Here is a 25,424-nt window from a genome sequence, read left to right as displayed (position 1 = left end):
CGAGTCACCCCAGTTACCTAAATGCAACTATGAAAAATATTACTTGTCTAAAGTCTGCTGACGCTAGAATTCAGCAGCGCGTAACCGTGCGTCATACACCCGGTATGAATGCAGATATGTCGATGGATGCTAGGCAGGCAATTGCGCCCAAAAAGCAGCACTTTACAGGTGTTAAAACCTCAAAAAGTGTTGCTAATGGGCAATACTCCAAGGAATCATCAAACTTTACCCAGTACAGGGTAGTGTTTTACAAGTACCTGCCTAATCAGGTATTTCGTAGGGACTGCAAGACTGGCTTAGAGGTTCCGATCTTGGAGAAAATCCAGGGTGAGTGGTTCCCGTGTGAGGGAATCGTACTCACTCAGAATGAAATCAACCAAATGCGTCCCTTTGCTGGGGCTGCTGGGATTGATGTAGACGGCACTATTGCGCGTAAACGTCCCCTACAAAGTGCCTCTAAGGGCACAGCTAACTATGGGGGTAGTTACACATACAGATGCCCCCAAACAAACGATCCGATGGCTAATCGCCGTCAACATCGCAAGGACAAGAAACAGGCTTCAAAAATGCGATCGCTGATTGCAAATATCAAGATTGAAAACGTCAAACGTTAGAAGAAATATGACTACTAAAACTCAAAAATCTATTCATGATTTTCCTATGAAGTGGGCAGATATGGGTAAATGCTTTGGCATTGAAATCAAGCTATCTGGTGGCTATTCGGCTTGTATGTACGCTGGATGCGATCGCCAAAGTCTACCAAATTATAAGCTTATTTCTCCCCAACAATATGGGGAATTAGAAGTGCATTTTTATAAAAATGGTTTTGCTTTGGATTTACCTAAATTATTATCTCAGGTATTGATGCCTGATGAAATGCAAAGACTGAATTTAGCAGATGGGCACATTCAACCCAACGTTCACCACAGAACAATTGTAAAGATATTTTCAGCGATCGCCTTAATTGCATCAATGGAATAGTTGTTATTTCCCCAGTTTTCCTGGGGATTTTGGTCATCAACGCGGTAACTGAATTCCCGCGTAGTTAACCAAAATGTTTCAATTCATAGATGTGACGGAAGAACTAGAACAAGCGCATCAGCGGCAATTGCAGATAAACAGAGACGCGCCAACAAAATCCAAATCTCAATCAGGTGACTTAGTTGTTGTCAATACTCCCAATTTTTCTGGGATGGGGAAAGTCATCTTCACATACTATGTTCCTGGTTATTGCCCACATTGGCGGGTAAAAGTCGATGTGGTGAATGACCGATATCGCACGATTGAGTCCGAAGAAAGTAGTTTTCAGTATCCTTATTAAATCAATGGAAATAGGAAAAAGGAATATTCTAGCGGTGTATTATACCGCTTCCCCTATCCAGATGCGAAAGGGGAAAAATTGGTATGTAGATGCCCATGCAATTGCCGATGATTTAGGCGATATCTACGGTATTGCTACAGAAAGGGTATGTGGCGTCATAGCTGCATTGTCTCCCGGTTGTAGCTGGGAGAAGAACATCTATGAAGCCGAGAAATGCCTCAATTATTTCAAGATGGGTTGCACTGCCACAGATGCCCCGTTTATTGGGTCTTATGGCAGGGCAAACATGATTAAGTCTTGGCGGATCTTGGCAGGGGAACCATCACTAGAAGCCCTAAAAGGCAACAAAGTACGGGCATTTTTTAGCCTGTTGCACGACCCTACAAACAGTCACGATGTTTGCATAGATCGCCATGCCCTTAGTGTTTGGGCGGGTGAAAAGTTAGGGGAAAGGCAACTGCTAAATTTCATGCGATCGCCCGAAAAATACGATGCGATCGCACAGGATTACAGAGATGTGGCAGCACAGTTGGATCTGTTGCCCAACCAGCTACAAGCAATTACTTGGGTTACTTGGAGGGAAAATAATGTATTGACATTCTTAAATAAAAGGTATACCCTTAAATCATGAACCAAATAAATCATAAGGAGAAAAAATGAAAACGGAATCTATTTCATTACAGACAAAAACACATATTCAGCGCCTAAACGATAATGGCATAAGCATAGAGCTTTTGCAGAAAGATGATTGGTGGCAAATCAATGCAAGTATTTCTGATGAAGTTGTGAACTGGGGAGGGTGTGCTGGATTCACCCGTAATTTTTTGTTGATGGAACAAGCGTCAGGAATTATTGAAGGCATTGCAATTAGTTTAGGTTTGGGTTGAAATAGCGCGATCGCCAAGCATGATGCTGCTTCATCGAATTAAGTGCGATCGCTTTGCGGAGAACTTGTTTTTATCTCTGCATATAACGAATTTATTGCCTCTAACGGATATTACTAAGCGTATGACCAAAAACCGTGGGCGTGGTCGCCCAAAGGGTTATTCCCCAGTAAGTTCGCTTCCTATTGTCAAAGGGCGTAAAGCTTGGGCAATGGAAGCGGAACTATGGGAATGGCTTGAAGCACAGCCCAATCAAGCGGCTGTCCTTCGAGAAGCGATCGCACTTCTCAAGTACAAGAAAGAACGAAGTTAATTTGTGCGATCGTTGTTGATTGATCGCTCAAGATTACAGAGACGTGGTAGCACAGTTGGATCTGTTGCCACACCAAGTACAAGCAGAGGAAAAGACATCATGTTAGAACCTATCAAAAAAATTGAAATTACCCCACAAGAGGCGCTCAAAAAGTTGATGGAAGCGCCAATAGAAAAATCTGCCTTGGTAGTAGAAAAAAGTGATATTACAATCAAGCAATCAGATGATCCGGATTGCTTTAATAGATTTACAATCGATTACACCTGCAAAGGGCAGGTAGTAAAAATAACCCAGCATCAAGAATCGGCTGGGTTCTTTGCCCGAATCACATATATTGGGCAGGAGTTTACTGCATGTGATGAGTACCTCAATTATGAGGTCAGATATTTTCATCAACCTCTGACCGTTGATGAAGTAAAAACAATGTCTTATCAGGGAGTCAAGAGTTATCTGGAAAAATTCCAGTGTCGTCGCCTACCCCAAACACAACCCCTGAGACAAGAGGCAGAGATTGTTGTTAAGGCAATCTTTGATAAAGAATTAACTTTTACCAATTTTGATGATTTGTTTGAAGTCGTCAAGCGATTGCTTTTGTGCCTACCCAATAAGTTTGGGAGAATAGGCGAGTTTAAAACCCCTTCCCCCCATTCCTACAAGTGGGGGGAAGTGCTTCTCCCCAACGAAATTTTAGGGAGAGACTTGTCGTCATACAAGAAGAAACAACTTTCCTACGATGACCGTAAGCGGGTAGTATTTGCTGTGTTCCTCAATATGGAGCGCATCGTTGTTACCCCAGGAGAAGCCAATGGGCGCTACTGGATTCCTGGCAAAGAGCCAGTTTACGGGGATTTCTATCTTAGTTGGTCGCGCAACTAAACTAAGCCAATTATGGGGATGGCTCAAAGGGATTTTGGAAAAAATAATTCTCGATTATTCGTCATTCGCATGAAATGGGGTGAACTTTAATTAGCGATCGCCAGTTGATGGATTATTTAGGTATTGACAAAAATTATCGCGAGGGCAATCGTGTCTAACTCAAACCAACAGCCAGAAGTTTTTCTCATTCAAGCTGGTGAAAATTCAGCCTACAAATTTATTTGTTGGCTGGCAGAACAAGATAAAAGTACCTATCTAGGATTGTTCCGGGGTACAACACATGCTTACGAAAAAGAAGTGCTGACTTTCCAGACGATCTATGCGATCGCGGCAAATTACCAACAGGGGTTACCTGCTTACTCGACATTAGATCTCGATCAAGATGGTTCTTTGGTGCAGAATTCAAGATCTTTTAATTGGATGGTGGAGCAAAAATACTTCTCTCTGCACGAGGGAGGATTAATCGATGTTACCTATTTGTTGTTGGCAAAATTAATGGTTCATTTTGGAGACAAAATTCCTCTACTCCCAGTAGCGAAAATGCCTAATCAGTTAAATCCTGGTTTGTAGGCACAACCGAACTCAAGCGATGATTATTCCTGGCAAAGAGCCAGTTTATGGGGATGGCTCAAAGGGATTTTGGAAAAAATAATTCTTGATTATTCGTCATTCGCATGAATGGGGTTGTCATTTTTTGGTTGCCCCATAAAAATCAAATTAATCAAAACAAAGGAGAACAACATGGAAGTCAAAGTTTCATTGCCAAACGGACAAGAGGTAGCCGTTAACAGGCATCAAGTTGAATATAACTACAAGAGTAACGAATACTATCAACGCAAAGATGACTCACCAGAAGATGCCGACAACTGGACGACTATAGTCCAAGCGGTTGACGCTACAAGACGCCACGAAGGCTATCAAGGATTGGGCTAGCACGACCATCTAAAACTCAACCAAGCGATCGCACTTAAACGCGATCGCTTTTTTCATGCCTAAAAAATTATGAACAACCGAGAATTTTTAGACCCAAAAAATTGGGGTACACCACGCTGGAAAACAGCAATCAGAAGACCCAAGCTATCCTTGCCAATGCGAAATGCTTTGGAATCAGGGAAACTCCCCACCGCTGGCAACTGGCTTGATATTGGGTGCGGTCATGGTGAAGATGTAGAACGATTGCCAGGACATTACGACGCCATTGGTTTTGACCCGTATTACAGACCTAAGTTTGAGTTATTGGATAAGTGCTATCCAATAACTAGTTTGTTGTATGTGTTGAATGTAATAGAGTGTGATAAAGACCGCGATCGCACTTTACAGCTTGCATTTTCTCTATGTACGAAAGCACTAGTAGTAGCAGTACGTACCGATAAAAAAGAGTCTGGAATTACCAGCATTGGTACTTTCCAAAAGTACTATACGCGCAAAGAATTTATCAGCTACGTACAATCTCAATGCCCTAATGGGAGAGTGATTGATATTGGTTCAGGTCACATAATTGTTTTGAGGTAAACATGGAAGTTATCAAACAGAAAAGTTGTAAGAGTTGGTGTTGGAATATATTCTTTAAATCCTATTTAATTAGGTTTACTATCCAATATCATCACATGCGATTTCTAACATTTGAATGGAGATTGCCGGGGAAACCTATTCTACATTACCTTCATTGGCGTGGATACCAAAAACTTGATTTTAGTCCTAGCTTTAGAGACAACAATGTCTATAACTTTTCTATCTATTTGTTGGTGTTTGAATTGCTATTTACGACAGAAGGCAAGTATTTTAGGGAGCGTGTGTAAATGGATAACAAAAAGACAATTGGCTTTTACGAAGTCAGTCTAGACAATACTTCGGTTGAAGTAACTATGTTGGGATATCCTTTGTACAGGAAGTATTACAAACGTGTAAATACTGCTGTTAAACACTTCGAGCAAATAGCTGAAGATATTGAATATGTAGTGAAAGAACAGCTGTTTTGGCGATGCACTGGATACAACAAGATTAAAGTTTTTCTTGTGGATACGCTAGATGGAAGCAAGCATGAGTATGTATCCGCCTACAACAAGGAAACAGCTATATTGCTAGCTAAAGAATATCACCCAAACAAGGTTTTTGATCCCAAAAACATTTGGACTTGTAGTTAAAACTTATGGTTATTCAAAAGGACTGAGAAGTAATTATTTCTCAGTCCTTTTTTGTGACCAAAAGTTGTCACGATGTCGTTTTAGGTACGGATTATGACCGCTATTAGAAGCACTGACTCTGACGCGATCGCACAATTGCAAGCTAAGCTAGAACAGTTAAAAAAGTTTCAACAACAAATGAAGGATGCTAACAAGATTATCCGCAAAAATTTAACTGATGGCCAAAAAGTTGAGGAGATAATCAAGCTTGGGATATCGGAAAATGTAGCTCGTAAGATTTTGGTTCCTGACTTTGCCCAACGTGTTGGGTTTGCTGATTTTAGATTGCAAAACAACAACGCAGAGATTCGCCGCGTTAAAAAACGGATTGAGGAGTTACAACAAAGAGAGACTTTCTTAGAGAAAGCTGATTCTGAAGAGGAATACCCAGAACTAGGACTCAAACTGGTTCGCAACAAAGACTTTGATAGGTTGCAGTTGGTGTTTGATGAGAAACCAGATAAAGAAGTGCGATCGCTCCTCAGAAGAAGAAGCTTGGCAACGACTACTCAATGACAATGCCGAATTCGCGGCCAAGTACGTAATTCAGAAGTTGCAAAATCAGTAAATTAAAAAGCGATGCTCCTGCAAAGCATCGCTTGATGATTCTCTACAAGGCGATCGCCTTTTTCAACTGAACAAATTTAATACCTAGCGGTTTTGCTAGGTATTTTTTATTGGAGGAAAATGAAAAATTATCACTGGTTTTATATCAACGAGTATCCATCTACTGAATGCCTACTTTGGATTTGGTACGGAGAAAGTAAATCAAATCCTCAAGAAAAAGAAGGATGGTTATGGCTATCTTGCAATTTACCGAACGAGAAGTCTTTAATATCCAAAAAACACATCGATGATTTTTGAAATTTTAGGGTATTTTGTCCATGAAATCTGAAATATTTCAGATGTACGATAAGGTCAAAGTCATCGACCGAAATTCCAAATATTTTGGCATCACCGGACACGTCACAGATAATTTAGATTACTCAATTAGAGTAATGTTTCGTACTGGTATAGCTCCAAAAAACAACCGTGGCAGGGATTTGGGAGTTGATTTTTCACCTTCTAAGTTGGAACTTATTAGCCGCCCAACCCAAATAACTGCTAATTCTTCGCCCATAGACAAGACAACCCATAAAGAAGCCAGCTATCGAGAGTTTTGGGTTTCCGTACACGAGCGCCCAATACAAGTCGGGATTAAGGCTTTAGCTATTTGTTCTCTAAGCCGAGATATCCGAATTGACGACTTGCATCAAAATCTTACCCCCACTGAGGTATGGGATAAAACTACTCAAAAAATTGATGCATTGATTGAACAACTGGGCTTAGATATTCCGCCACATCAGGAGAAAAAGCGCAAATCAACAGGAGTTGTTACAGCTACTCAAAAAGCAAAGGAGTTAATGATGGAATCAAACCTCACGCTTTCGGTTTTACGCCGAGTGCGTAGCGACGGACTTGTAATTTATCAGGCGTCTGTACCTTGGCAGTTTGTCGCTCAGTTTTTCATGTACGAAGACCCGAACTTGCCAGCAAGCCAAAGAGCGAACCGCGCTCTTAATCCCTCCCATGCTAAGAAAATCAAAAACTATATTCTTAGTAACCCAAACTATTACTTTCCCCCAATGGTGGCATCTATAGAGATAGATAAAAATGCCATATTTACGCCTTTTAAAAAAGATGCATTCAACGGCATTTTAGAAGTGCCGTTAACTGTATTGTTCCGTTTGATTGACGGACAGCATCGCACTTGGGCGATTCGTCAGATAATGCAAAGTGACGATGGAATCAAGTACAAAGCTGAATTTATTTCGGTGGACTTGATTGTTAATGCATCGCTGGAATTAAGGAAGAAGATATTTAGGGAGGTAAATTCAGAAGCAAAATCAGTTAGCAAGAATTTGACGACGTTCTACAACGATTCGCCAATAGGAGAATTTGCTAATAGCGTCTTGTCAAGCATTCCACTATTTGTACAATTTGCAGAAACAGAGAAAAGTTCATTAGGTAAAAAGTCAGATAAATTGCTTATCTATAAGCATTTGTATGATGCTACAGTGCTTATGAAACCGGGAAAGAATGAAGATTTTGATTTCAAGTTTTGTCAGGCTTTTTGGGAAAGTTTGATAGATGCGATCGCACCTTGGCAACAGGTATTAGATGGAGATTCTACTCCCGATGAAGTCAGAGAATTAACCATTGCTTCTCATGGCGTGACCATTCATGCATTAGGAGAACTGGGCAAATATTTAAGAGAGGGTGCTGGGCTTTCGGGAAATATCAACGGAATGATAAACGCATTGAATAAGCTATCAAAAGTTGATTGGAATAAATCTAATCCTGATTGGCTTAACAGAGTTATTGACAAGAATGGAGGTATGTTATCAAAGCGTCACAATGTTAAATTAATGTTCAACTATTTTCGCCTAAAGATTGGCGCTCCTCTTAAAGGATTTAGCCAAGATGACAAGGACTTAGAACTGTTACACATTGGTACGTTAGATTTATTTGCAAAATAGGAGGAATCAAAATGAAGTTATTTGTTAAAGTTGCATTAGGTTCTGAATGTGTTTTTCTCGAAGAAAATGAATCTAGTCCAGACATTTTTACTTATGGGATAGCGGTATTGAATTCATCCGAAAATAGTGAATTCCATCCCGAAATACTGTCAACAGTAGCAGTTTTAGTGTCAGAGGCTTTATGCTCGGTTGAATTTGAGGGTTTGAATTGCTGGGTAGAAAACCACAGACCTCTAAACGATGCAGAATTTACAATTCTAAAACAGTTTTTACCTGTCTTTGTTTGTGACGTTGACAGAACAAACATGACTTTTTCAGTAATTAAAGATTGTGATGTGCAGCAAGAAACAGCATCTTGAAAATGCGATCGCGGCAATAAAAATCATTAAATCCAAACCCCTAGCCCTCACGGATTCCGAGAGGGCTATTTTAATGCAGTTCCCCGGTGGTGGGGTGTTGAAAGAGTGCGGCGTTTTCTTAGAGAAAAACAAACCCGAATGGTTGAGGTTGGGCAAACTCCAACTTCTTGAATTCCTCAACATGGAGGAGTGGGCATCACTACAAAATGTCGGGTTGCAAAACGCTCACTACACTTCGCCCGAAGTGCGGCAGGTTTTGTGGGATGTCCTCACGCCACACCTTACCCCAGGTGATAGAGTTCTAGATCCTGGATGCGGCGTGGGTGGGTTTGCTGTGGAGATGCCCAGTTTCTTCAAATACGTAGGAGTCGAGAAAGATGAGTTATCTGCTGCGATCGCTAAGTTAGCCCATCCCACAGCACAGATTTACCATAAGGACTTTTTGAGATGGTCTTACCCTGAAAAATTCAATCTGGTAATCGGCAACGTCCCTTTTACTAATGGCGTTCAGTCGATGAAGCTGGACGGGAAGTGCTTGAGAATTGGGCTTCACGCTCAATTCTTTGTCACTGCGATCGCACATCTTCTACCTGGGGGATTGCTAGCATTGCTTACCAGCACCAACACCCTAGATTCTCGCACCCCTGATTACATAAGGTTTCGGGAATGGGTGCATGGTAAATGCGAATTCTTGGGAGCGGTGCGACTGCCCAGTGGTTCGCACGTTGGGGAAACCGAAGTCACCACCGACTTAATTCTGTTGCGGCGACGGGTTCAAGAAGGCAGAGGGCAGAGGGCAGAAGGCAGAAGGGAAGAAACTCATCCTTCTGCCTTCTGCCTTCGTACTTCTGCCTTCCCTGGCATTGTTGGTTACGACGGCAGACCAGCTTATTTGAGTAATTGGTATTTGGAAAATCCCAAGTACTTAATTGGCGAACCTGTGTGCAGTAACTTGCGGGGCAAGAACGGGAACCCGACAACAACAGTCGCTCTTAAGGCGCGTCCAAATCAGGATGTTTTGGGAGAGTTCAAAACGTTACTCAACTCGTTATTTATGGAACAACAGCATCTATGGACGCTTAAAAAGCTTGATGACTCGTCGTGCAAATTTTACATCCCCGATGGGTTCATTACCGTCTGGGAAACCAAGAACAAGGGCGAATGGTTTGCGGTTGATAAGAGCGATCGCAATATCAAGCGCACTCCAGATAGATACCGTAAGCATACCTTCCCTGGCAATGATGTTTACGAAGCTGCAATAAGAGCCTACAACTGGCATTTATCGGATAACGAACAAGGTGATTACTTCGATATTTACCCTTGGGTCGGGCTTAAGGCGATTGGTGAATCCATTTACACCCACGAACTTATAGAAGGTTTAGTTACTTTAGTCAATCCAGATGGCGAAATTGTTAGCCATATCTGCATTGATTCTGAATATAACGTTTGTTCGGAATGGGTGATTTACAAGGACGAACAAACCATTACATCAATTTTCAACACTCCAGAATTCAACCAAAAACTAGAGGTATTTAAAATGGCCACTGTAATTCCTGCTGACAAATTCAAAAACAGTTCTGTGTTTTCATTCATTCTTAGAGAAAATCCCAAGCAAAAGGGTATTGAAATTCATCTGCCACCAGATTGCAAAACAGACACTAAAAATGCAGTTGATTTCATCGCTAAGTTGCTAGCTGCTGGATTCCAACAGGCTAAAACAAACCCTAAGCTTTATTGCACGACTTTTTCAGAACAGTTAATGACTAAATGCCGAGGATGGGTGAAAGCTTGCAAAGACCAGAATTTCGGTGCTTATGAAATTAGCCCTGACGAACCAGTGGAGCAAACCCCAAATCGTCGTAAGTACAATTCTGCCTCTAAAGAAGAGAAATTACCAGAAAAATCAACAGCAACTACATCTAACAAGTTGTTAGATGCGATCGCACAATTAATAGATACCAAGTTAGAAACATTATCCGAGAGCATTGGCACAAACATCATAGAGCGACTTAAGGTAGAACACAAAAATAGTCTTGCTGAAGCAAAGTCCCTCAAAGAAGAACTCGAAAAAGTGAAATCAGAGAGGGATGAATTAGCGGTGGCACTTGAGCAAGTTAGGGGCGAAATGCTTAGTTTTCAAAACTCTTACACAGACTTAGAAAATAAGTGCAACCAAAAACAACAATCAATTGAGTGCCAACAACGAACAATTGAAGATTTACAACAAGAGTGCGATCGCTTGCATAGTGAATTAAAAGAGTTGGGATTAGCTGAAGATGAGGAGGGGGACTTAGATAGTCCAGTGTTTCCTGATGAGTCTGATGAAAAAGAATTGCCAGTATTTCCTGATGAATCAGAGCAAAGTGAAGAGTCCCCAGACTTTCCTGATGAATCTGATGAAGCAGCAGATTCTCCAGCGTTTGAAGAAGATGAGGAAGAAGGGTTTAATTTAGAAGAATTAGATAAGGCGGGAAAGTAAAAGGGGATTTTTCAAGTATTTTGCAGTTGTTTGAAAAAGCGTCTGGTAGCTTGAAGAATCCCAAGATTAAATTAACTGAAATTCAATTATATCGCAGTAAATCTGGTAAATACGTTGGTGCTGTTTATGTTGTTCCGGTCAATAAGCAAGGATGGTACGCCAGGATTGAAACTGATGGAAATTTGACCCTAAATCAATCAAACATTTTGCCAGGATTGGAAGATGATTTGCGCTCATTTGCAAAGAATCCAGTTTCTTATGTAGCGAGTTTTGGTAAGTTGCACAAGAACTGCTGTTTTTGCTCATTGCCTCTCACTGATGAGCGTTCTCTAGAAGTTGGTTACGGCCCCATCTGCGCCGAAAAATTTGGACTAACTTACCCAGAAGAGAAGGCAGGAGGCAGAAGGCAGAAGGCAGAAGGGAAGAGTAAGAGAAATATACAAAATCAAGCGAATAAGGAACAAGAAAAAGCTAATACTTCTGTCTTCCCTGACGCTGAAGAAATTAGTAGAGAGTTAGCTAGTTTTTATGGCGGTAGCGACAATTGCTATCGCCATTACTCTAGATTTTTCAATTACTCGGAGGGTGTCAAGTATTTGGCATCTGAGGCTAATTGTTATTGGCTGCTAGATGCGATCGCATCTTGGCAGTTGAGCAACGAAGTTAAAAATTCTCCCATGAGTGAAGGTTTTCAAATTTGGGAATTAACTAGAACAGATGGGAATCAAGCAGTTTTAACTGGTGCTTGGGATACTAACCAAATTGTAGTTACTCAAGAAATTGAGTATACCGATTTTCCACTACCCAAGATAAAACTGTGGCTATCTGATGAAATTTTGTGCTTGCCAAGTGAGAGGTAATATGGACAAATTTGTGATGTTGGGTAACATTCAATTTGAATGCTCAATTATTGTTGATGAGGGTGAAACAATTTATGAAAAAGCTGGTGATTTATTAGAAAATTTAGCATCATCTAAATCGGCTCGGTTGTTTGTAGATTGTGAGGATGGTGAAACTAGAATAGTTTTCTTAAAAATTGTCGATGCTGAATCTCAAGATATTGCACAAACATGACACCAGATTTAGCAAGCTACGATTATGTAATCGTAGCCCTTAGCGGTGGTAAAGATAGCGTCGCCTGCCTGCTTTATCTACTAGAATTGGGCGTACATAAATCAAAAATAGAGTGCTGGCATCATTTAGTTGATGGCAGAGAAAACCCCCTACTTTTTGATTGGGAATGCACTGAAGATTATGTAAGAGTACTTTGTCAAGCACTTGGAATCAAGCTTTACTATAGCTGGAGAAGTGGCGGATTAGAAAGAGAAATGTTGCGGTATAATTTACCTACTGCCGCTACATTTTTTGAAACTCCAGAGGGTTTAAAGACTGCGGGGGGTGGTAGCAATAAATTAGGTACGAGATTGCGTTTTCCTCAGCTTTCTGCTGGGATGAGTACGAGGTGGTGTAGTAGTTATGGCAAGATTGGAGTTGCAGATGCAGCTATTAATAACCAATCCAGATTTAAGGGTAAACGCACTTTAGTAATAACTGGCGAGCGCAGACAAGAATCAAGTGCTAGAAGCAAATATTTAGAATTTGAATCTCATAGAACTCATTGCCAATCAAGGCACGTTGACCATTGGCGTCCCGTGATTGATTGGAGTAGTGAGGATACGTTCATCATTGCACAAAAGTACTCGCTTTTATGTCATCCCTGTTATTACCTGGGGTTTGGTAGAGCATCTTGCCAAATGTGCATTTTTGCATCAGATGACCAACTAGCATCTGTGTACAAAATTGCACCGCACAAAGTAAATCAAATTGCCGAATACGAGCGCCAATTTAGCGGATATTGGCAACAAAAAGAAGGCAAAACTTACACGATTCATCGCACTTTATCAGTGATGGAGCGAGTAGCTAGGGGTAAACCTTTTGATATGAAAGATGAAGATATCAAATTGGCAGTGTCCCCCGTTTATTACAAGTCGGTAATTGTTCCGCCTAGCAAGTGGGAAATGCCGATGGGTGCATTTAGTAAAGATACAGCAGGCCCAACTTAATAGGAGAAAAAATCATGAACTACAATCCTGAAACATTCAAGCTAGAACTTAAAGCTATCAAAATTGCTGGTGGTGAAGAAACAGTGAGGTTTGAAGCCAAACTTTATATCAACAGCAAATTTGCAGCGACCGTATCCAACGGAGGTACAGGAGGATGTCACGACTGGTATTGGCAAAGTAGAGAATGGGAAGCTTTATACAACCAACACATTGAATATTTAGATAAGCAGGGTAAATTTAAATTCAATTTTGAACAAGGTGATGAGTTAATTGATGAGATTATTGCTAAACGCGAGGAAAAGAACCTATTAAAGCGTTGGTGCAGGACTCAAACTGTGTTTATTCTCTGCGATATGGAAGAAGGCGAATACCCAGTAATAAAGGCTAAATATTCGCCTAAAATCAAAGCTTTTTTGATTAAAAAATACGGAGATAGGTTGAAAGAAATCGTCAACGAGCGCTTCCTAAAAAAATAATCTGCGCCCCTCAGCACAGATTGATTCTAGATATTAATTGACACGTTCATTTTACCACTTTTCAAAGCAGAAGGGTAAATTCATCCTTCTGCCTTCTGCCCTCTTCCTTCTGCCTTCACTATGCAACTAAAAGCTTCTTACATCGAATCCAAACTAATCAGGATTTCTTTAGTGGGGTTTAGTCCTAGTGACCCCACATGCCAGACTCTCAAAAAAATGCTGGAGTCTAAGAAATTTCGGCAATTACAATCAGACCAATGGGAAAGGTCTGAATTTGCAGAAGCCAGGACTGAATCATTTGAATTTTGGTTTAGACAAACTAAAGAGCTTTGTAACAAATTCAAAAGTACAGAACCACAACCGATTCAGCAAGAACCAATAGCACAAGATTACCCAGAAATTAAGCAACTTCTAGAAAAAGTTCGCTATTTAGAGGAGGAAGTTGAGCGCCTAAAAAAGTTCGATACCTCCGCCAACAAGAGATTGCAGCAATTGAGAAAGAAAAAGGCGTAACATATCAAAGGTTCGTCCCAGATTTTACGCCCACGGTTGTTTTTCAAACATCTCCAATTATATTAGGCGATGACGATTTAAAGTGGACTGAGAGGTTTCGTGGCGGAGTATTTTGTTTCTTCAATGGACATCTGGGCATCTCATTCAAAAATGCCCACCAGGGGTTGATTTGGGACATAGATAAAAAGCATTCTGATACGCCTTCTAAAGTTCCCATTTTGCCGGGAACATTTCAGCCAATTGACGCACCAATCGAACAGATAGAAGTGATGAAGTGCCTGATAGAAGGTGTTTCAATTATTGAAGAACTTCTTAAGGCAGAAACGACTGAGGAGGATGACCAAAAGTGCGATCGCTTACGGGAACAACTCAATCATTTCTACGATGACTTTGTAGGTGAATTTGGTTTACTTAAAAACTGTAAAAGCTACTACGATGGCATCTGGAATGATATCAGATTGGAGATTTATTTAAGCCAGCTAACCGATGAATCTGGGAATAAATCTGATATTTTCTACAAACGAATTAATCATCCTCCCAAATCACTGCATGGGCAACACTTTTTTGAAGAGGACTTGGATACTCGAATAACTAATGCCTTTAGTTGGTGTATGGGGTGGTTCGGGGAAGTACGATTGGATGAAATTGCTGAAAAATCGGGCTTAGATAGCGATATTACTTTGGAGATTTTACTCAAGCTGAAATTAGTTTATAGGGAGTGGGTTTAATGGAGATTAAAGCTATATTTTATGCAACTGCTATCGGTGTAGAAATTAGTAATTTTGACTCTAATATTTTGGTACATAACAAAGCCAAGCGGTTATTAGAATCAAAACAATTTTTTAAGGAAGAAGACAGTAATATCTGGAAGCGTAAAAGCTTTAAAAATTGGGATAATTACTGTTTTTGGAAAGATGAGGTTGAGAAATTTATTGAGTATCTTAAGGAAGAAACAGAAAATTCTTCTCCGCCTCCCCACACCTCTCCACCCCCTAACCTTGAAAAAATTGGGGACAAAATCAAAAAACTGCTTGCCCTGTCCCAGTCGCCCAACGAAGCAGAAGCCGCAGAGGCTATGTCCAAAGCCCAAGAACTATTAACTCGCTATCAGTTGTCGATGGCAGATTTGGAGGACAACTCCCCTGAAGAAGTCGAACAGCAAGTTATTGAAGAAACGGGGCGGTCAGTTTCTTGGAAGGAGATTTTACTCAATGCTGTAGCTGATGCTAATTACTGTATGCCCTTTATTCGTAGAGGCGCTACAGTCAAACAAATGATGCTTGGACGCCCATCTAATATTTCATCTGCCAAAATTCAACTTGAGTATTTGGTTGGTGCTGTTGATAGGTTGGCAAGTCTTGAAGACGGCGATAGAGCTTACAAAAATTCTTTCAGGCTTGGTTGTGCTAGTCGCATCTCTACTCGAATTAGCGAACTTGTAGAGAAACAAAAATCTGAAGGTATCGCTGCCTCTGGGGAATCAAAACCCATATCTGCGATTGTAGTGCGATCGCTTTACGAAAAGCTAGAAGCCGAATTAGATGCCTACGCCAAAGCCAACCTCAAGATTAAGAATAGGACAAGCAGACCTTCTTGTAGGTCTTACGAAGGCTATTTTTCAGGGATGGCAGCAGGCGATAAGGTTTCTTTGAATAAGCAGGTGGGGGGTGAAAAACAAAAATATCTTCCTAATTGACATATACCCTTCAAGGGTATAATATTAAAAATATGAAAAAGAGGTAATTATGACTACAATAACTTTTGGAAAACATAAAGGGTCTGACATTAGCAAAATTCCCACAGAGTATTTAGAGTGGGGTGCTGATAAGCTTGATTCTCCTAAATGGAGACAAGCATTTGAATCAGAGTTAGAACGTCGTAATTCTGAGAAAAACAAGCGTGATTCTTACATTAAGGCGAATATTGATAGCCCTGAAGTGTGGGAACTTTTAGTAAAAGAAGCCGAGCAAGAATTAGAGACAGAAGAAAATTTTGCTATTGAGAACGACGTTCAATATGATGGACGTGTCATCTCTCAATCTGAGATTGAGAAATTAGCTAAAGAAAAGTTAGCTGAATACCAAAAACAAGTTGCAGTAGAAAATCTTCAAAAAGAATTTGAAGGTAGAGAGGGACTAACGCCTCTGCTACTTAAGAAAATTGAAGACATCCATTATGAATGGGGGCTTGAGCGATCGCAGTTCTCCACAGATGCGAAATACGAAGTAGCCTGTGAATATATGCGTAAACTTGAAGAAATCAGAGGTTATTAGTGGATAATTCAACGATCGCTCAACTCAAAGAGCTAGCCCCAGATTTATTGCAGGGTAAAATCCCTAGCCCTTGCCCCGTCACTGCCCAAAGAGCGATCGCACTTTTAGAGATCCTTAAAGATGGTAACTGGCACACGGCGACAGAAATGGGGAAACGATTGGGGATAGCACCCAAATATGTCAACGACATTTTACGAGCCTGTAGCCAAAGTTGGGCTTTGGCATCGTCTACTAAAAATGGATGGATGCTGGTTCGGGAAGATTCAGTAATGATTGTTTAGTAATGGGATGTTGGAGCATCCCATTACTTAGAACTACCAAATTGCGAGGAAATATGGATTTTTCAATTTTAACAGATGACCAACTACTGCAATTATTAAAAGGTGCGATGGCAGAAGCCATTAAGCGGGGAGGCGCGGTCAGGGCGGCCGCCCAAGGGGAGGTGTTGTCATCTCAAGAACGAGCAGCGATTGAATTTGCCGTGGCAGAGAAATTGAGGATTGAGAAGCAAGAGGAAGAACGCAAGCGGATAGCCAAAGAAGCTGAAGCGCAGCTGCGTCAGCAAGACATCGAAAAACAAGTCGAAAAAACTGAGAACCAGTGGTCTATAAAGTCTGCTGCCGTTGCTGCGATTCGGCAGTGGGGATATGAAGGAGACTTTGATATTAATATTTGGAGTCGTGGAGCAGACAGGAGGATTTATTTTCAAGATGCGGGACGCCGATGGACTTGGAAGTGGTGTTTGTACGTTACTGGCAATCAATATCACGCCCCTGGTGAATTAGAGGGTGAAGGTAACAGGTGTTGGTTTGATGACAAGCAAGACCAACTCAAAGCTTTTTTGGAAGCTATTGCTGAATCTTGGAAGGGAGACATTTCTATTCCCTGTAGAACGGGAAACGTGGAACCGTCGCCAAGGCATTTAGCTATGTATCTCAAAGCGATTGGAATTGCTCAGGAGGTTAAGGCATGAGTAATCTAGTTAATCCTCTACAACTCCTCATCAATCAAGCATCTAAAATTCCTCCCACCGGGGAAGTCGAAAAGTACGCCACCAGGTTAAACGCCAATCCAGCATCGCCTACGGTGATTTTGTTAGACATTTCTGGGTCGATGGAACAACAAGTAGAAAATGGTCGCCGCAAAATTGATGTTTTGCGGGACGCGGTGAATAGACCGTTGGCGATAAATGAGATTGTGTTGGTTTTCTCTCAGAATTGCGATCGCATCCCAAACTTTCAATCAATTCCCGAACCATTGGGCAATACCGATGTGCGGTTGGCAATTATTCAAGCCATAAGCTATGCCCCCAAGCACACCTTAGTAGTTAGCGACGGGCATCCAGATGATGCGGATGCTGCCCTAAAAGCAGCAGAAAAGCTAACTGGGACGATTTCAACTTTGTATATTGGCCCGGATGACGATGCTAAGGCGATCGCATTTATGGCGAATTTAGCCAGAGTTGGGTGTGGGAGTTTTCAGGTGTGCGATATCAGTAAAATGCAAAATCAAGTTTTGTTGAAGTCTGCGATTAAAGGATTGTTGCCATGAGTAAGGAAAAACCAAAAAAGAAACCTCAAAAAAATAATCAGTGGGTTGGTGGAAAACAAGTCTATGGACAACCCAATCCTGTTGATAAAAATTCTGATGATGATTGGTTGAATGGTGATTTTGGATTCGATCAATCTAATAAGCCAGGTGGGAAAACAATTGAGTAGTTAGTTTTAGTGGGAGTATAAAACTCCCACATATAAAATCATGGACAAAGAAATTTGTGAAAATGCTGTTATTGCAGCAGCTAAATTACTAGTTGAATCAGCTACAAATTTTTCAGGGGTGGATTTTGCAGTAGTTGATGCAAAAGTTACAGAATTATTAGGCGAAGCTCTTTGTAGGATGGGCGAAGAAGAGGAAGAAAGATTAGGTAAAAAGCTTGGCACTCCTGAAGTTATGTTGCAGCGAGTTCAAATGGATGAAGCTCAAATTGCCAGAGAACATTTATTGGATATGTGCGACCAACTGTATTTAGCAGTGTTTGATAAGTTTCCAAATTCCGATTCTCCTAATTTACGATTGATAACTTCTAAGTCGGAATCTGGTGAATTTAGATTTGTAGATTGTATTGCGATCGCTAATTTTAATGAGGCATTGAGAGGTTAAGTATGAATAAGCGAATAGAGTCTGTAACGGTTGACGAGCAAGGCAGGTGTAATGCTGCTTTTTATAAACAACCTGTTGATTGGGATGATGAAAATAACAAGTACGACCCAGATTTTTATCGATGGAGCAAACAACAGAAAGTATATTTAGGGAGTTATGCAACAAACTTAGAATCCGATCAAAAGCTTTATTTGGGTAAAAAACTTTGTCGTGTTGTAGAAGTTTATTCTCATATACATACAGCAGGTGCAGGAGCTTCTAACTATGTTTATGTAGATATCGAGATAGAAGATAGCTGATAGTTCTCAAAAAATAATTCTGTAATAGCGATCGCACCAAAATGCGATCGCTTTTTCATGCCCTCAATTACGAACTACGAATTAGAAATTACCTATGTACCCATTCCAAATTGTTGATGCTCATAGATTCTTGTCTGGTGATATCTTGTCCAAGCTAGAGAAAGCTGAAAAAGCTTTTGAAGCTGATGCTTCCTTTGAAGAGGAAGTGCAAGCTTTGAGGAAAATACTACCGCTAAATGTTGCGATCGCAGATATTGATATCACGGTGGGAGCAACCTGGATACCCACCAAATATTACCAACAGTTTGTACTAGATGTATTTGATGTTGATGCCAGCTTCTATTACTCGACGGTTAGTGGTAACTGGGAAATCGATACAAGAAGATGTAATTCTGACGCCAATACTGTAACTTACGGCTATAGCTACGTCGTTGAGCGCAAAAATGGGCAACAAGTAACCAAAAACCTCCCTGCTGTCGGCACGAAAATTGAGGACGGGCTATTTACGATGGCGATGCATTTCAAAGTTCCACAGATTGCAGACCGAATTGCAAGAAGGGAAGCCGCATTGAAGCAGCAGCAACTACAAAGGATTTGGGTTGATTGGTGCAAGGAAGGGGAAAGGGGACTGGAACTAGAAAAGATTTACAATCACAAATTCAATCGGTTGGTTTTACCCAACTGGGACGATTCTGCACCTGCTGGGTTCCGGGATGTTTTGGTGCGATCGGGAATGAGTCAAAAGTGGGTGCAGCAGCTTAGACCTTACCAATTAGATTCCATTTGGCGAATGTCGGTTAATGGTAATGGATTGCTGGGTCTTGAGGTGGGATTGGGCAAAAGTATTTCAGCGATCGCCACTGCAATGCTGCGTAAACTTCACAAAACCAGCACGAAAGCTATGTTTGTAGTCCAGAAATCGACTTTGTCTGATTTCCACGATACTTTTACAGAAGCTTATCCCCATGCTAGCGTACTTTGTGCTGCACCTGAAGACTGTGCGGGGGTGAATCGGCAGAAGTTCTTAGCAAAAGCCGCATTTTGGAACTACGACGCAATCATTATTACTCATGAAACTTTCAAGGCGATACCAACTCGCGTCGAAACAGAGAAATTGTTTGTTGAGGAAAAATTGGCAATTATTGAGTCTGACCTACAGGCACTTTACTCCAAGGGTGAAACAAGTGAAAAGGTTGGGAAAAAGCGCGGCAACCGCATAGTCAAGCGATTGGAGGAGATGCGCGACAAGATTACAGCGCATTTGGAGGAGTTAACAACTTGTCACGATGTCGGTATTCACTTTGAAGACCTTGGGGTGTCGCTTTTAATAGTTGACGAGTGTCAACGCTTCAAAAACAATTTTTTCTCTACGAAAATTCAAGCTAAGGGGATAAATTTATCGCCTTCAGGTAGGTCACAGGATTTCGATTTGAAATTGGCATGGATGCGGAAGACCTACCATAACAATTTCTTGATGATGGTTACCGGGACTCCAGAACCCACAAACTCGTTAGTCGGGGTTTATATATTTCAGTGCTATTTGCAGCCAGAGGAACTAGAGCAAAGGGGTCTGGCTCATTTCGACGCTTGGGCAGCTACTTTTGGGCGGATTGTTTCTAAATTGGAACCCAGTGTTTCAGGGGATTTGATAGTTTCTCAGAGGTTTGCGGAATTTGTCAACGTTCCTGAGTTGTTACAAATGTACCTCAAGGTTTGTCATATCAAGCGGTTTGATGACGTTGCTGGGCAAGCTGGGTTTACTCGCCCTAAACATAGGGTAAAGGCTGTGATGTCACCTTTATCTGAATTTCAGAAGTATGAGATGGACATGATAGCCAAGCGGCGCACTTGGATAATCAACGATGAACCATTGACTTTTCCCTCCCGCGACAGTGCGGGTTTTTTATTGGATGAAGAGGGTAATAGATTGCTACATCCAGATACTCATCAACCGATTTTTACCGAGAAAGAAGCGGCGGCGCTGGGTTTGAAGTGGGGGAAAAAGTTCGACAATCACTTACTTTTGGGAACCGATGCCAGAAAACTGATGATTGCGCCACAGTTAATCGACCCAGAACAAGCAATTAATCGGCTCGATAAAATCAATCAGGCAGTGCGGCGGATTTACAGATGGTGGAAGCTAACTAAAGTGCAACGCTCAACTCAGTTGGTATTTTTGGATATGGGCACACCTGGGGGCAGTGCCAAATTTGGAATTTATGAATGGATGCGGCAGCAGTTAATAAATAAGGGCATCCCCAAGGAGGAAATTGCCTTTATTCAAGATCACTCCAAAGGCAAAGCTAAAAAGGAGTTGAGCCGTAAAGTAAACACTGGGGAAGTAAGAGTAGTTTTCGGTTCCACCGAACCTATGGGTATTGGCGTCAATATGCAAAGGAAAATAAAAATTGCTCACTTTCTCGATATTCCTAGACGCCCAGACGAGTACGAGCAAAGATTAGGTCGCCCAGTGCGAAGCGGGAACGAAAACGAGGAAGTTATCATTTATCAATATCTGACTCAAGGCAAGAATGGGAACTTCGGGGCCGACGCCGCTCAAATGCACTTGCTACAAACTAAGCTAAAATCCCGCGAACAAGTGCTAAGGGGTGACCCATCGGTAAGGAGGATAGTTGAGGAAGACGACCAGCTATTGTTATTTATGATGTTGTCGGCTCACGCTAGCGGCGACATACGGTTTATGCGGTACATGGAACTCAAAACCGAGTTAGAAATGGAAGAAAGTCGGGCTAATTTGCTACTCAGAGAAATCAATCAACTAAATATTGGTTCTAGTGATATTAGCTTGCCTGTTATCAAAGCCAATATTAAGTACGTAGCTAATCAGTTGGAGTTAGGTAAAAACGATGTTGAAGTTGCTAAATCTCACATTAACAATCCATACTTTGTTTGCAAAGTAGGAGATACAACCTACAACGAACAAGAAAACGAGAAAGCTATTAAATTAGCTGATGCCCACATTCACCAAATCATCAAAGCTAATTTAGAAAAAACTACTCTAGATTTAGAAGCAAGCGATAAAGACTTCCTCTCTAGTCTGCCAATATGCATTGGTGAATATGGTGGTATGCAAATCATCAGCAGGTTCCATGTAAGTAAAAAAGGTGAAAGTGTTGAGTTGTGGTTAAAAGGTGAAGGTAATTATGATTTTGCTTACCGTTTGACCGAACAGCGATTGATTAGGAATATGCGGGAATGCCATGCGAAGATTGCCGGGAGCGATCGCCACTTGCAAAATCGCTTACAAATCCTTAGCCGACAACTCGAAGAATCCACCCAACAACTGGCATCTAAAAGGTGCGATCGGGATTTGGTGAACGGCAAGATACTCGAACTCAAGAAAGAGAAAGCTTATTTAGAGCAAGAGTTGAGCATCAACGCCCAAGACCTTGAATAATTCGTAATTCGTAAGTCGTAATTCGTAATTAAGAAACTCAATTACCAATTACGACTTACGAATTATACTTTAGCGACATAGTATTGATAATGATTGAAAATCATATTATTTGCTGCACTGCGGTTACTGAGATGAGAATTATTTTATTAAGCGATTCTAATTCTATCAAGAACGTCCAAGGTAAAAAACTGGCTGAGTTTTACACCACTTCATACTATGACTGGCAGTTTTTGGATGATCCTGCTGTAGTTGAAGCAGCAAAAGATATTTTATTGAAACCAAGCTGGATAATTGATAGTTTTCCACGAAATCTTAGCCAATGTCGCATGATTACAGAATTTGATTTTGCTATCTACTTAAAGCTAAATCAAGAATCTGGAAAACTAAAAGAAGTGTTGCAGTATTTTCAACAGCAGAATAGATTAACCACTCTTAACGCCTCAATAGAGACAGAAACGCTGTTCGGAGAAATTCTAGATGCGATTCTCCCATTTTAATTGTAAATAAATGTAAACTTTGTATTGATTAAGTACAAAATCTGCTAATCTCTAAGAATGAAATACCAAAAAGGCGACATTGTTAAAGTAATTCCTCTCCCGGACAAGAAGCCTGACTATAGGCTTTTGCTAGTCACAGATGTGAGAGAACAGACTGTTACTGGAGAAGTTCTCGACCAATCAATGAATCGGGTCATTGAATACAGAAAACCAGTCTACAGATGTGTTTCTAAGCAAGATATTGAGGAATTAGTTTTACCTCAAGTAGAAGTTCAAAAACAAACGGAGTTATTTCAATGCATAAAACCGTGACTTTAGTAATGGGTTGTCCTGGTGATGGCAAAACCTCTTTATCTAAGAAACTACCGGGAAAAGCGATCGCAGCAGACGACTACCCAAATTTGTATATAGATGGGGTGTATCAAGCAGACTTGCAAAAAACGTCTCATGAATGGTGTCACAACACCGTTGAAGAGTGGATGAAAGCGGGGGAGGAGGAAATAATAGTACATAACACTTTTACCCGTAATATTTACCGCAAACCGTATATTGAATTAGCTGCTAAATACGGTTATGCAGTTCATGTAGTTACGAGTGAAGCTGTGATACTTGCTAATGGGGAGCGTACAACTTCTACACACAATGTTCCTGATGCGGTACTCGAAAGTATGCGGTCTGGATGGGAACCGTTTAATCCAGTACAAAAATTAGGAATAACTGCAAAAGATATTGCTGTGCAAATGAGGGGCCTGGATTATCCAAATGTAATTGTTTTCGACATGTATAAAACTATTAAATGTCCAAAAGAAGGGCGAACTTTTCCGCGATCGCCTGATGATTTTGAAATCGTACCAGAGTTTGAAGAATGGGCAAAAAAATACGACAAGAGGTCGTCGTTGCTATACGTTGTCAGCAACCAAAGAGGTATAGGAACCGGGCAAAAAACAATTGATTTTTTAGAAGAAGAAATACGTTTGTTAGCTGCTTACCTTGATGAAGAATTTGATATTGGATTTGTTTGGCAATTTGCAACCAACCAAGGTGGCAATAACTCAATTTATTACAACTTATTGTCAAATATATTCGTGCATGAAACATGCACAGGTAGAACTGATAAACCAGGAATTGAGGCTTTTCTGAATATCACAAAAGATGCTGGTAAGTCATTTAGAAACTATTGGATTGTAGGGGACGCTCACACTGACAATGCCTCAGAAGATTGGCAGTTTGCCCAAGCTTGTCAAAAGGCTAATCCTGAAATTGATATTAGGTATGTCCCGATTGAGTTGTTAAATGTTTACTGGGAATTGATTTAAATGAAATGATTAGCAAACTGAATCTAGTTATTGACTATGAAGTTGCTACTGTATTTGATGGGCTTTGGGGTGGCAAAGCAGCTATCTACGAATTGCCAGTAAGAACTGTGACTTTTAATCGGCTACAGGGCGATCGCACTAAAGTTGCTGCATTAAGGTTGGGGTATTCCCCTGCTGTTGATTTACCCCACCGCAGACAAATAGATGATGAAATTTACATCAATCAGTGGGTGCTGACTGGAGAACAGATTTGCCCTTTGGTTGTTGTTAGAAATTGCTGTGCGTATGGTGCTGATTTTTTTGAACCATGTCCTACAGCAGACGAGATTGAAAATGATGGAGATGAAGCATGACTAGGAAAAAAGCTAAAAAACTTGCCGCGCAACCACAACCCAGAAAGCTTAAAAAGCAGGAGGTTGATGATGTTAGGCAAGTAGTTCAAAAAGGTATTGCTGCTGGTGGACAGGTCGTTGATTTAGTGTTCGATATTATCAAGTTGTTTTCGTAAAAGCTAGGAGTTGACATGGAAAGATGGGAAGTTTTTTCAGCACGTATTGAGAGTATGCAGCAACAGAAAATAGACGACGAAATATATGTCGCTACAACATTTGACGGGTTGGGTGTAGCTATTTCATTCTTAGATTATGACTGTAACGACAACGAAAAGCCCAATATTGTGCAACTTGTAAATTCTCATGAGATAGTTAATTTTATTAGAGAAAATGAAATTGGATGTCATGGAATAAACACCAAAAAACAGCTTTTCAAAGCTCTACAAGATTGTCATGATGACATTTTGAGCGTTGAAGATTTACAGCAATACAGAAAACGCCAGCAAGATGCCAAACGACAAGAGTTAGAGGAACAAGCTTCGGCGATCGCACAAAAATACAATTGTTCGGTTAATAGTCTAGAGTTTTTAGATGCTTGTCAACAAGAGTTAGAGCGATTTAGGAATTATCGAGAGAGTATGCAAGGCGATGGATTTTGTATTGGATGGGGCGTTACCCAAGAACAGTGGTATGAAGAGTTTACAGATAGCTTAGGTGATTCAGGCAAGATTCAAAAAATAATTGATTGGGTGGCTATAAATATGCCTTTGTTGTATGGGCAATGGCAATATCAACTTCACGATTTTGAACAAGACGACTCAGAAATTCAATCGCTGACTGTACAAGCGATTGATTGAAGAAGGCAGGAGGCAGAGGGCAGAGGGCAGAAGGGACAATTAAGAAGGGGATTCAGACCCCCACCAAATCAGAGATTGTGGTGGGGGTCTTAAACCCTTACTCCCTCCGGTCGTGGCAGAGTGCAGAAAACAGTATTCCTTCTGCCTCCTGCCTTCTGCCCTCTGCCTTTCTTGATAAAAGCCTTCTGCCTCCTGCCCTCTGCCTTTCCCGATAATTACAGGAATGTGGCGGATTATTCTTTGCACTTGAGCTTGTTCCACATTTAAACATTATCTTGTTGGTAAA

Annotated in this window: 37 protein-coding genes; 36 read left to right on the top strand and 1 reads right to left on the bottom strand. The window is 40.9% G+C overall.

Annotation, left to right across the window (positions count from 1 at the left end):
* Positions 1-29: 29 nt before the first annotated feature.
* From VF06_RS14690 to VF06_RS14520, 36 genes are all read left to right on the top strand, one after another.
* Entirely contained in the window at positions 30-614 is a 585-nt protein-coding gene (locus VF06_RS14690; RefSeq protein ID WP_099066547.1) for a hypothetical protein, read from the top strand.
* Positions 615-621: 7 nt separating this feature from the next.
* On the top strand, positions 622-981 hold the full coding sequence (locus VF06_RS14685; RefSeq protein ID WP_099066546.1) for a hypothetical protein: 360 nt from the start codon (positions 622-624) through the stop codon (positions 979-981).
* Positions 982-1,054: 73 nt separating this feature from the next.
* Positions 1,055-1,321, top strand: a complete 267-nt coding sequence (locus VF06_RS14680) for a hypothetical protein (RefSeq protein ID WP_099066545.1) — start codon at positions 1,055-1,057, stop codon at positions 1,319-1,321.
* A 4-nt stretch (positions 1,322-1,325) separates the two neighbouring features.
* Complete coding sequence (locus VF06_RS14675) at positions 1,326-1,952, top strand: DUF7178 family protein (RefSeq protein ID WP_099066544.1); 627 nt, start codon at positions 1,326-1,328, stop codon at positions 1,950-1,952.
* Positions 1,953-1,977: 25 nt separating this feature from the next.
* On the top strand, positions 1,978-2,208 hold the full coding sequence (locus tag VF06_RS14670) for a hypothetical protein (RefSeq protein WP_099066543.1): 231 nt from the start codon (positions 1,978-1,980) through the stop codon (positions 2,206-2,208).
* Between the two features lie 19 nt (positions 2,209-2,227).
* Positions 2,228-2,518: a hypothetical protein gene (locus VF06_RS14665; protein ID WP_099066542.1), complete on the top strand. Its 291-nt coding sequence runs from the start codon at positions 2,228-2,230 to the stop codon at positions 2,516-2,518.
* Between the two features lie 99 nt (positions 2,519-2,617).
* Positions 2,618-3,394, top strand: a complete 777-nt coding sequence (locus tag VF06_RS14660; protein ID WP_099066541.1) for a hypothetical protein — start codon at positions 2,618-2,620, stop codon at positions 3,392-3,394.
* A gap of 150 nt (positions 3,395-3,544) precedes the next feature.
* Positions 3,545-3,964: a hypothetical protein gene (locus VF06_RS14655; RefSeq protein WP_099066540.1), complete on the top strand. Its 420-nt coding sequence runs from the start codon at positions 3,545-3,547 to the stop codon at positions 3,962-3,964.
* Positions 3,965-4,135: 171 nt separating this feature from the next.
* Complete coding sequence (locus VF06_RS14650) at positions 4,136-4,327, top strand: hypothetical protein (protein WP_143861688.1); 192 nt, start codon at positions 4,136-4,138, stop codon at positions 4,325-4,327.
* A gap of 69 nt (positions 4,328-4,396) precedes the next feature.
* On the top strand, positions 4,397-4,906 hold the full coding sequence (locus tag VF06_RS14645; RefSeq protein WP_099066538.1) for a class I SAM-dependent methyltransferase: 510 nt from the start codon (positions 4,397-4,399) through the stop codon (positions 4,904-4,906).
* 287 nt (positions 4,907-5,193) lie between these two features.
* A complete protein-coding gene (locus VF06_RS14635; protein ID WP_099066536.1) occupies positions 5,194-5,538 on the top strand; it encodes a hypothetical protein in 345 nt (114 codons plus the stop codon).
* A 93-nt stretch (positions 5,539-5,631) separates the two neighbouring features.
* On the top strand, positions 5,632-6,093 hold the full coding sequence (locus VF06_RS14630) for a hypothetical protein (RefSeq protein WP_099066535.1): 462 nt from the start codon (positions 5,632-5,634) through the stop codon (positions 6,091-6,093).
* 171 nt (positions 6,094-6,264) lie between these two features.
* Positions 6,265-6,441, top strand: a complete 177-nt coding sequence (locus tag VF06_RS40765; protein ID WP_180267708.1) for a hypothetical protein — start codon at positions 6,265-6,267, stop codon at positions 6,439-6,441.
* Positions 6,442-6,461: 20 nt separating this feature from the next.
* Positions 6,462-8,096 (top strand): DNA sulfur modification protein DndB, encoded by a 1,635-nt coding sequence (locus VF06_RS14625; protein ID WP_099066534.1) that lies wholly within the window; start codon positions 6,462-6,464, stop codon positions 8,094-8,096.
* Positions 8,097-8,107: 11 nt separating this feature from the next.
* The gene (locus VF06_RS14620; protein ID WP_099066533.1) at positions 8,108-8,455 is read left to right on the top strand and encodes a hypothetical protein; all 348 of its coding nucleotides are present in this window, start codon (positions 8,108-8,110) and stop codon (positions 8,453-8,455) included.
* A complete protein-coding gene (locus VF06_RS14615; RefSeq protein WP_099066532.1) occupies positions 8,430-10,934 on the top strand; it encodes a methyltransferase in 2,505 nt (834 codons plus the stop codon). The genes VF06_RS14620 and VF06_RS14615 overlap by 26 nt, the downstream gene beginning before the upstream one ends.
* Before the next feature lie 26 nt (positions 10,935-10,960).
* Positions 10,961-11,794 (top strand): DUF6876 family protein, encoded by an 834-nt coding sequence (locus VF06_RS42650; RefSeq protein WP_244918028.1) that lies wholly within the window; start codon positions 10,961-10,963, stop codon positions 11,792-11,794.
* Position 11,795: 1 nt separating this feature from the next.
* Positions 11,796-12,008: a hypothetical protein gene (locus VF06_RS14605; protein ID WP_099066531.1), complete on the top strand. Its 213-nt coding sequence runs from the start codon at positions 11,796-11,798 to the stop codon at positions 12,006-12,008.
* Entirely contained in the window at positions 12,005-12,997 is a 993-nt protein-coding gene (locus tag VF06_RS14600; RefSeq protein ID WP_099066530.1) for a phosphoadenosine phosphosulfate reductase domain-containing protein, read from the top strand. The genes VF06_RS14605 and VF06_RS14600 overlap by 4 nt, the downstream gene beginning before the upstream one ends.
* Before the next feature lie 14 nt (positions 12,998-13,011).
* Positions 13,012-13,473: a hypothetical protein gene (locus VF06_RS14595; RefSeq protein WP_099066529.1), complete on the top strand. Its 462-nt coding sequence runs from the start codon at positions 13,012-13,014 to the stop codon at positions 13,471-13,473.
* A gap of 216 nt (positions 13,474-13,689) precedes the next feature.
* Complete coding sequence (locus VF06_RS14590; RefSeq protein WP_099076722.1) at positions 13,690-13,986, top strand: hypothetical protein; 297 nt, start codon at positions 13,690-13,692, stop codon at positions 13,984-13,986.
* Between the two features lie 218 nt (positions 13,987-14,204).
* Positions 14,205-14,714, top strand: coding sequence for a hypothetical protein (locus tag VF06_RS14585; RefSeq protein WP_143874379.1), 510 nt, complete (start codon positions 14,205-14,207; stop codon positions 14,712-14,714).
* On the top strand, positions 14,714-15,682 hold the full coding sequence (locus VF06_RS14580) for a DUF2786 domain-containing protein (protein WP_099066526.1): 969 nt from the start codon (positions 14,714-14,716) through the stop codon (positions 15,680-15,682). The genes VF06_RS14585 and VF06_RS14580 overlap by 1 nt, the downstream gene beginning before the upstream one ends.
* A gap of 49 nt (positions 15,683-15,731) precedes the next feature.
* On the top strand, positions 15,732-16,259 hold the full coding sequence (locus tag VF06_RS14575) for a hypothetical protein (RefSeq protein WP_099066525.1): 528 nt from the start codon (positions 15,732-15,734) through the stop codon (positions 16,257-16,259).
* The gene (locus VF06_RS14570) at positions 16,259-16,540 is read left to right on the top strand and encodes a hypothetical protein (RefSeq protein ID WP_099066524.1); all 282 of its coding nucleotides are present in this window, start codon (positions 16,259-16,261) and stop codon (positions 16,538-16,540) included. The genes VF06_RS14575 and VF06_RS14570 overlap by 1 nt, the downstream gene beginning before the upstream one ends.
* A 53-nt stretch (positions 16,541-16,593) precedes the next feature.
* Positions 16,594-17,232 (top strand): hypothetical protein, encoded by a 639-nt coding sequence (locus VF06_RS14565; RefSeq protein WP_099076721.1) that lies wholly within the window; start codon positions 16,594-16,596, stop codon positions 17,230-17,232.
* Positions 17,229-17,810 carry a hypothetical protein gene (locus VF06_RS14560; protein ID WP_099066522.1) on the top strand — a complete coding sequence of 194 codons (582 nt, stop codon included), beginning with the start codon at positions 17,229-17,231 and terminating at the stop codon, positions 17,808-17,810. Before VF06_RS14565 ends, VF06_RS14560 begins: the two co-directional genes overlap by 4 nt.
* Entirely contained in the window at positions 17,807-17,977 is a 171-nt protein-coding gene (locus tag VF06_RS40760; protein ID WP_180267707.1) for a hypothetical protein, read from the top strand. Before VF06_RS14560 ends, VF06_RS40760 begins: the two co-directional genes overlap by 4 nt.
* A gap of 40 nt (positions 17,978-18,017) precedes the next feature.
* Entirely contained in the window at positions 18,018-18,419 is a 402-nt protein-coding gene (locus VF06_RS14555) for a hypothetical protein (RefSeq protein WP_099066521.1), read from the top strand.
* Between the two features lie 2 nt (positions 18,420-18,421).
* Positions 18,422-18,718 carry a hypothetical protein gene (locus VF06_RS14550; protein WP_099066520.1) on the top strand — a complete coding sequence of 99 codons (297 nt, stop codon included), beginning with the start codon at positions 18,422-18,424 and terminating at the stop codon, positions 18,716-18,718.
* Positions 18,719-18,812: 94 nt separating this feature from the next.
* Entirely contained in the window at positions 18,813-22,136 is a 3,324-nt protein-coding gene (locus VF06_RS14545; RefSeq protein ID WP_099066519.1) for a helicase-like domain-containing protein, read from the top strand.
* A 131-nt stretch (positions 22,137-22,267) separates the two neighbouring features.
* On the top strand, positions 22,268-22,633 hold the full coding sequence (locus VF06_RS14540; RefSeq protein ID WP_099066518.1) for a nucleoside/nucleotide kinase family protein: 366 nt from the start codon (positions 22,268-22,270) through the stop codon (positions 22,631-22,633).
* Between the two features lie 296 nt (positions 22,634-22,929).
* Positions 22,930-23,949: an AAA family ATPase gene (locus tag VF06_RS14530; protein ID WP_099066516.1), complete on the top strand. Its 1,020-nt coding sequence runs from the start codon at positions 22,930-22,932 to the stop codon at positions 23,947-23,949.
* A gap of 5 nt (positions 23,950-23,954) precedes the next feature.
* On the top strand, positions 23,955-24,302 hold the full coding sequence (locus tag VF06_RS14525) for a hypothetical protein (protein ID WP_099066515.1): 348 nt from the start codon (positions 23,955-23,957) through the stop codon (positions 24,300-24,302).
* Positions 24,299-24,457 carry a hypothetical protein gene (locus tag VF06_RS40750; RefSeq protein WP_180267706.1) on the top strand — a complete coding sequence of 53 codons (159 nt, stop codon included), beginning with the start codon at positions 24,299-24,301 and terminating at the stop codon, positions 24,455-24,457. Before VF06_RS14525 ends, VF06_RS40750 begins: the two co-directional genes overlap by 4 nt.
* A gap of 15 nt (positions 24,458-24,472) precedes the next feature.
* A complete protein-coding gene (locus tag VF06_RS14520) occupies positions 24,473-25,138 on the top strand; it encodes a hypothetical protein (protein ID WP_099066514.1) in 666 nt (221 codons plus the stop codon).
* 97 nt (positions 25,139-25,235) lie between these two features.
* Here VF06_RS14520 and VF06_RS42035 read toward each other — a convergent pair.
* Positions 25,236-25,424: hypothetical protein (locus VF06_RS42035; protein WP_218964535.1), on the bottom strand; the 189-nt coding region annotated here is incomplete at its 5' end.

Origin of the sequence: Nostoc linckia z4 (assembly GCF_002608075.1) — a bacterium.
In the GTDB taxonomy this organism is placed as follows: Bacteria; Cyanobacteriota; Cyanobacteriia; order Cyanobacteriales; family Nostocaceae; genus Nostoc; species Nostoc linckia.
The sequence above is the reverse complement of the archived record's forward strand: the minus strand, read 5'-3'. Positions and strand labels throughout refer to the sequence as shown.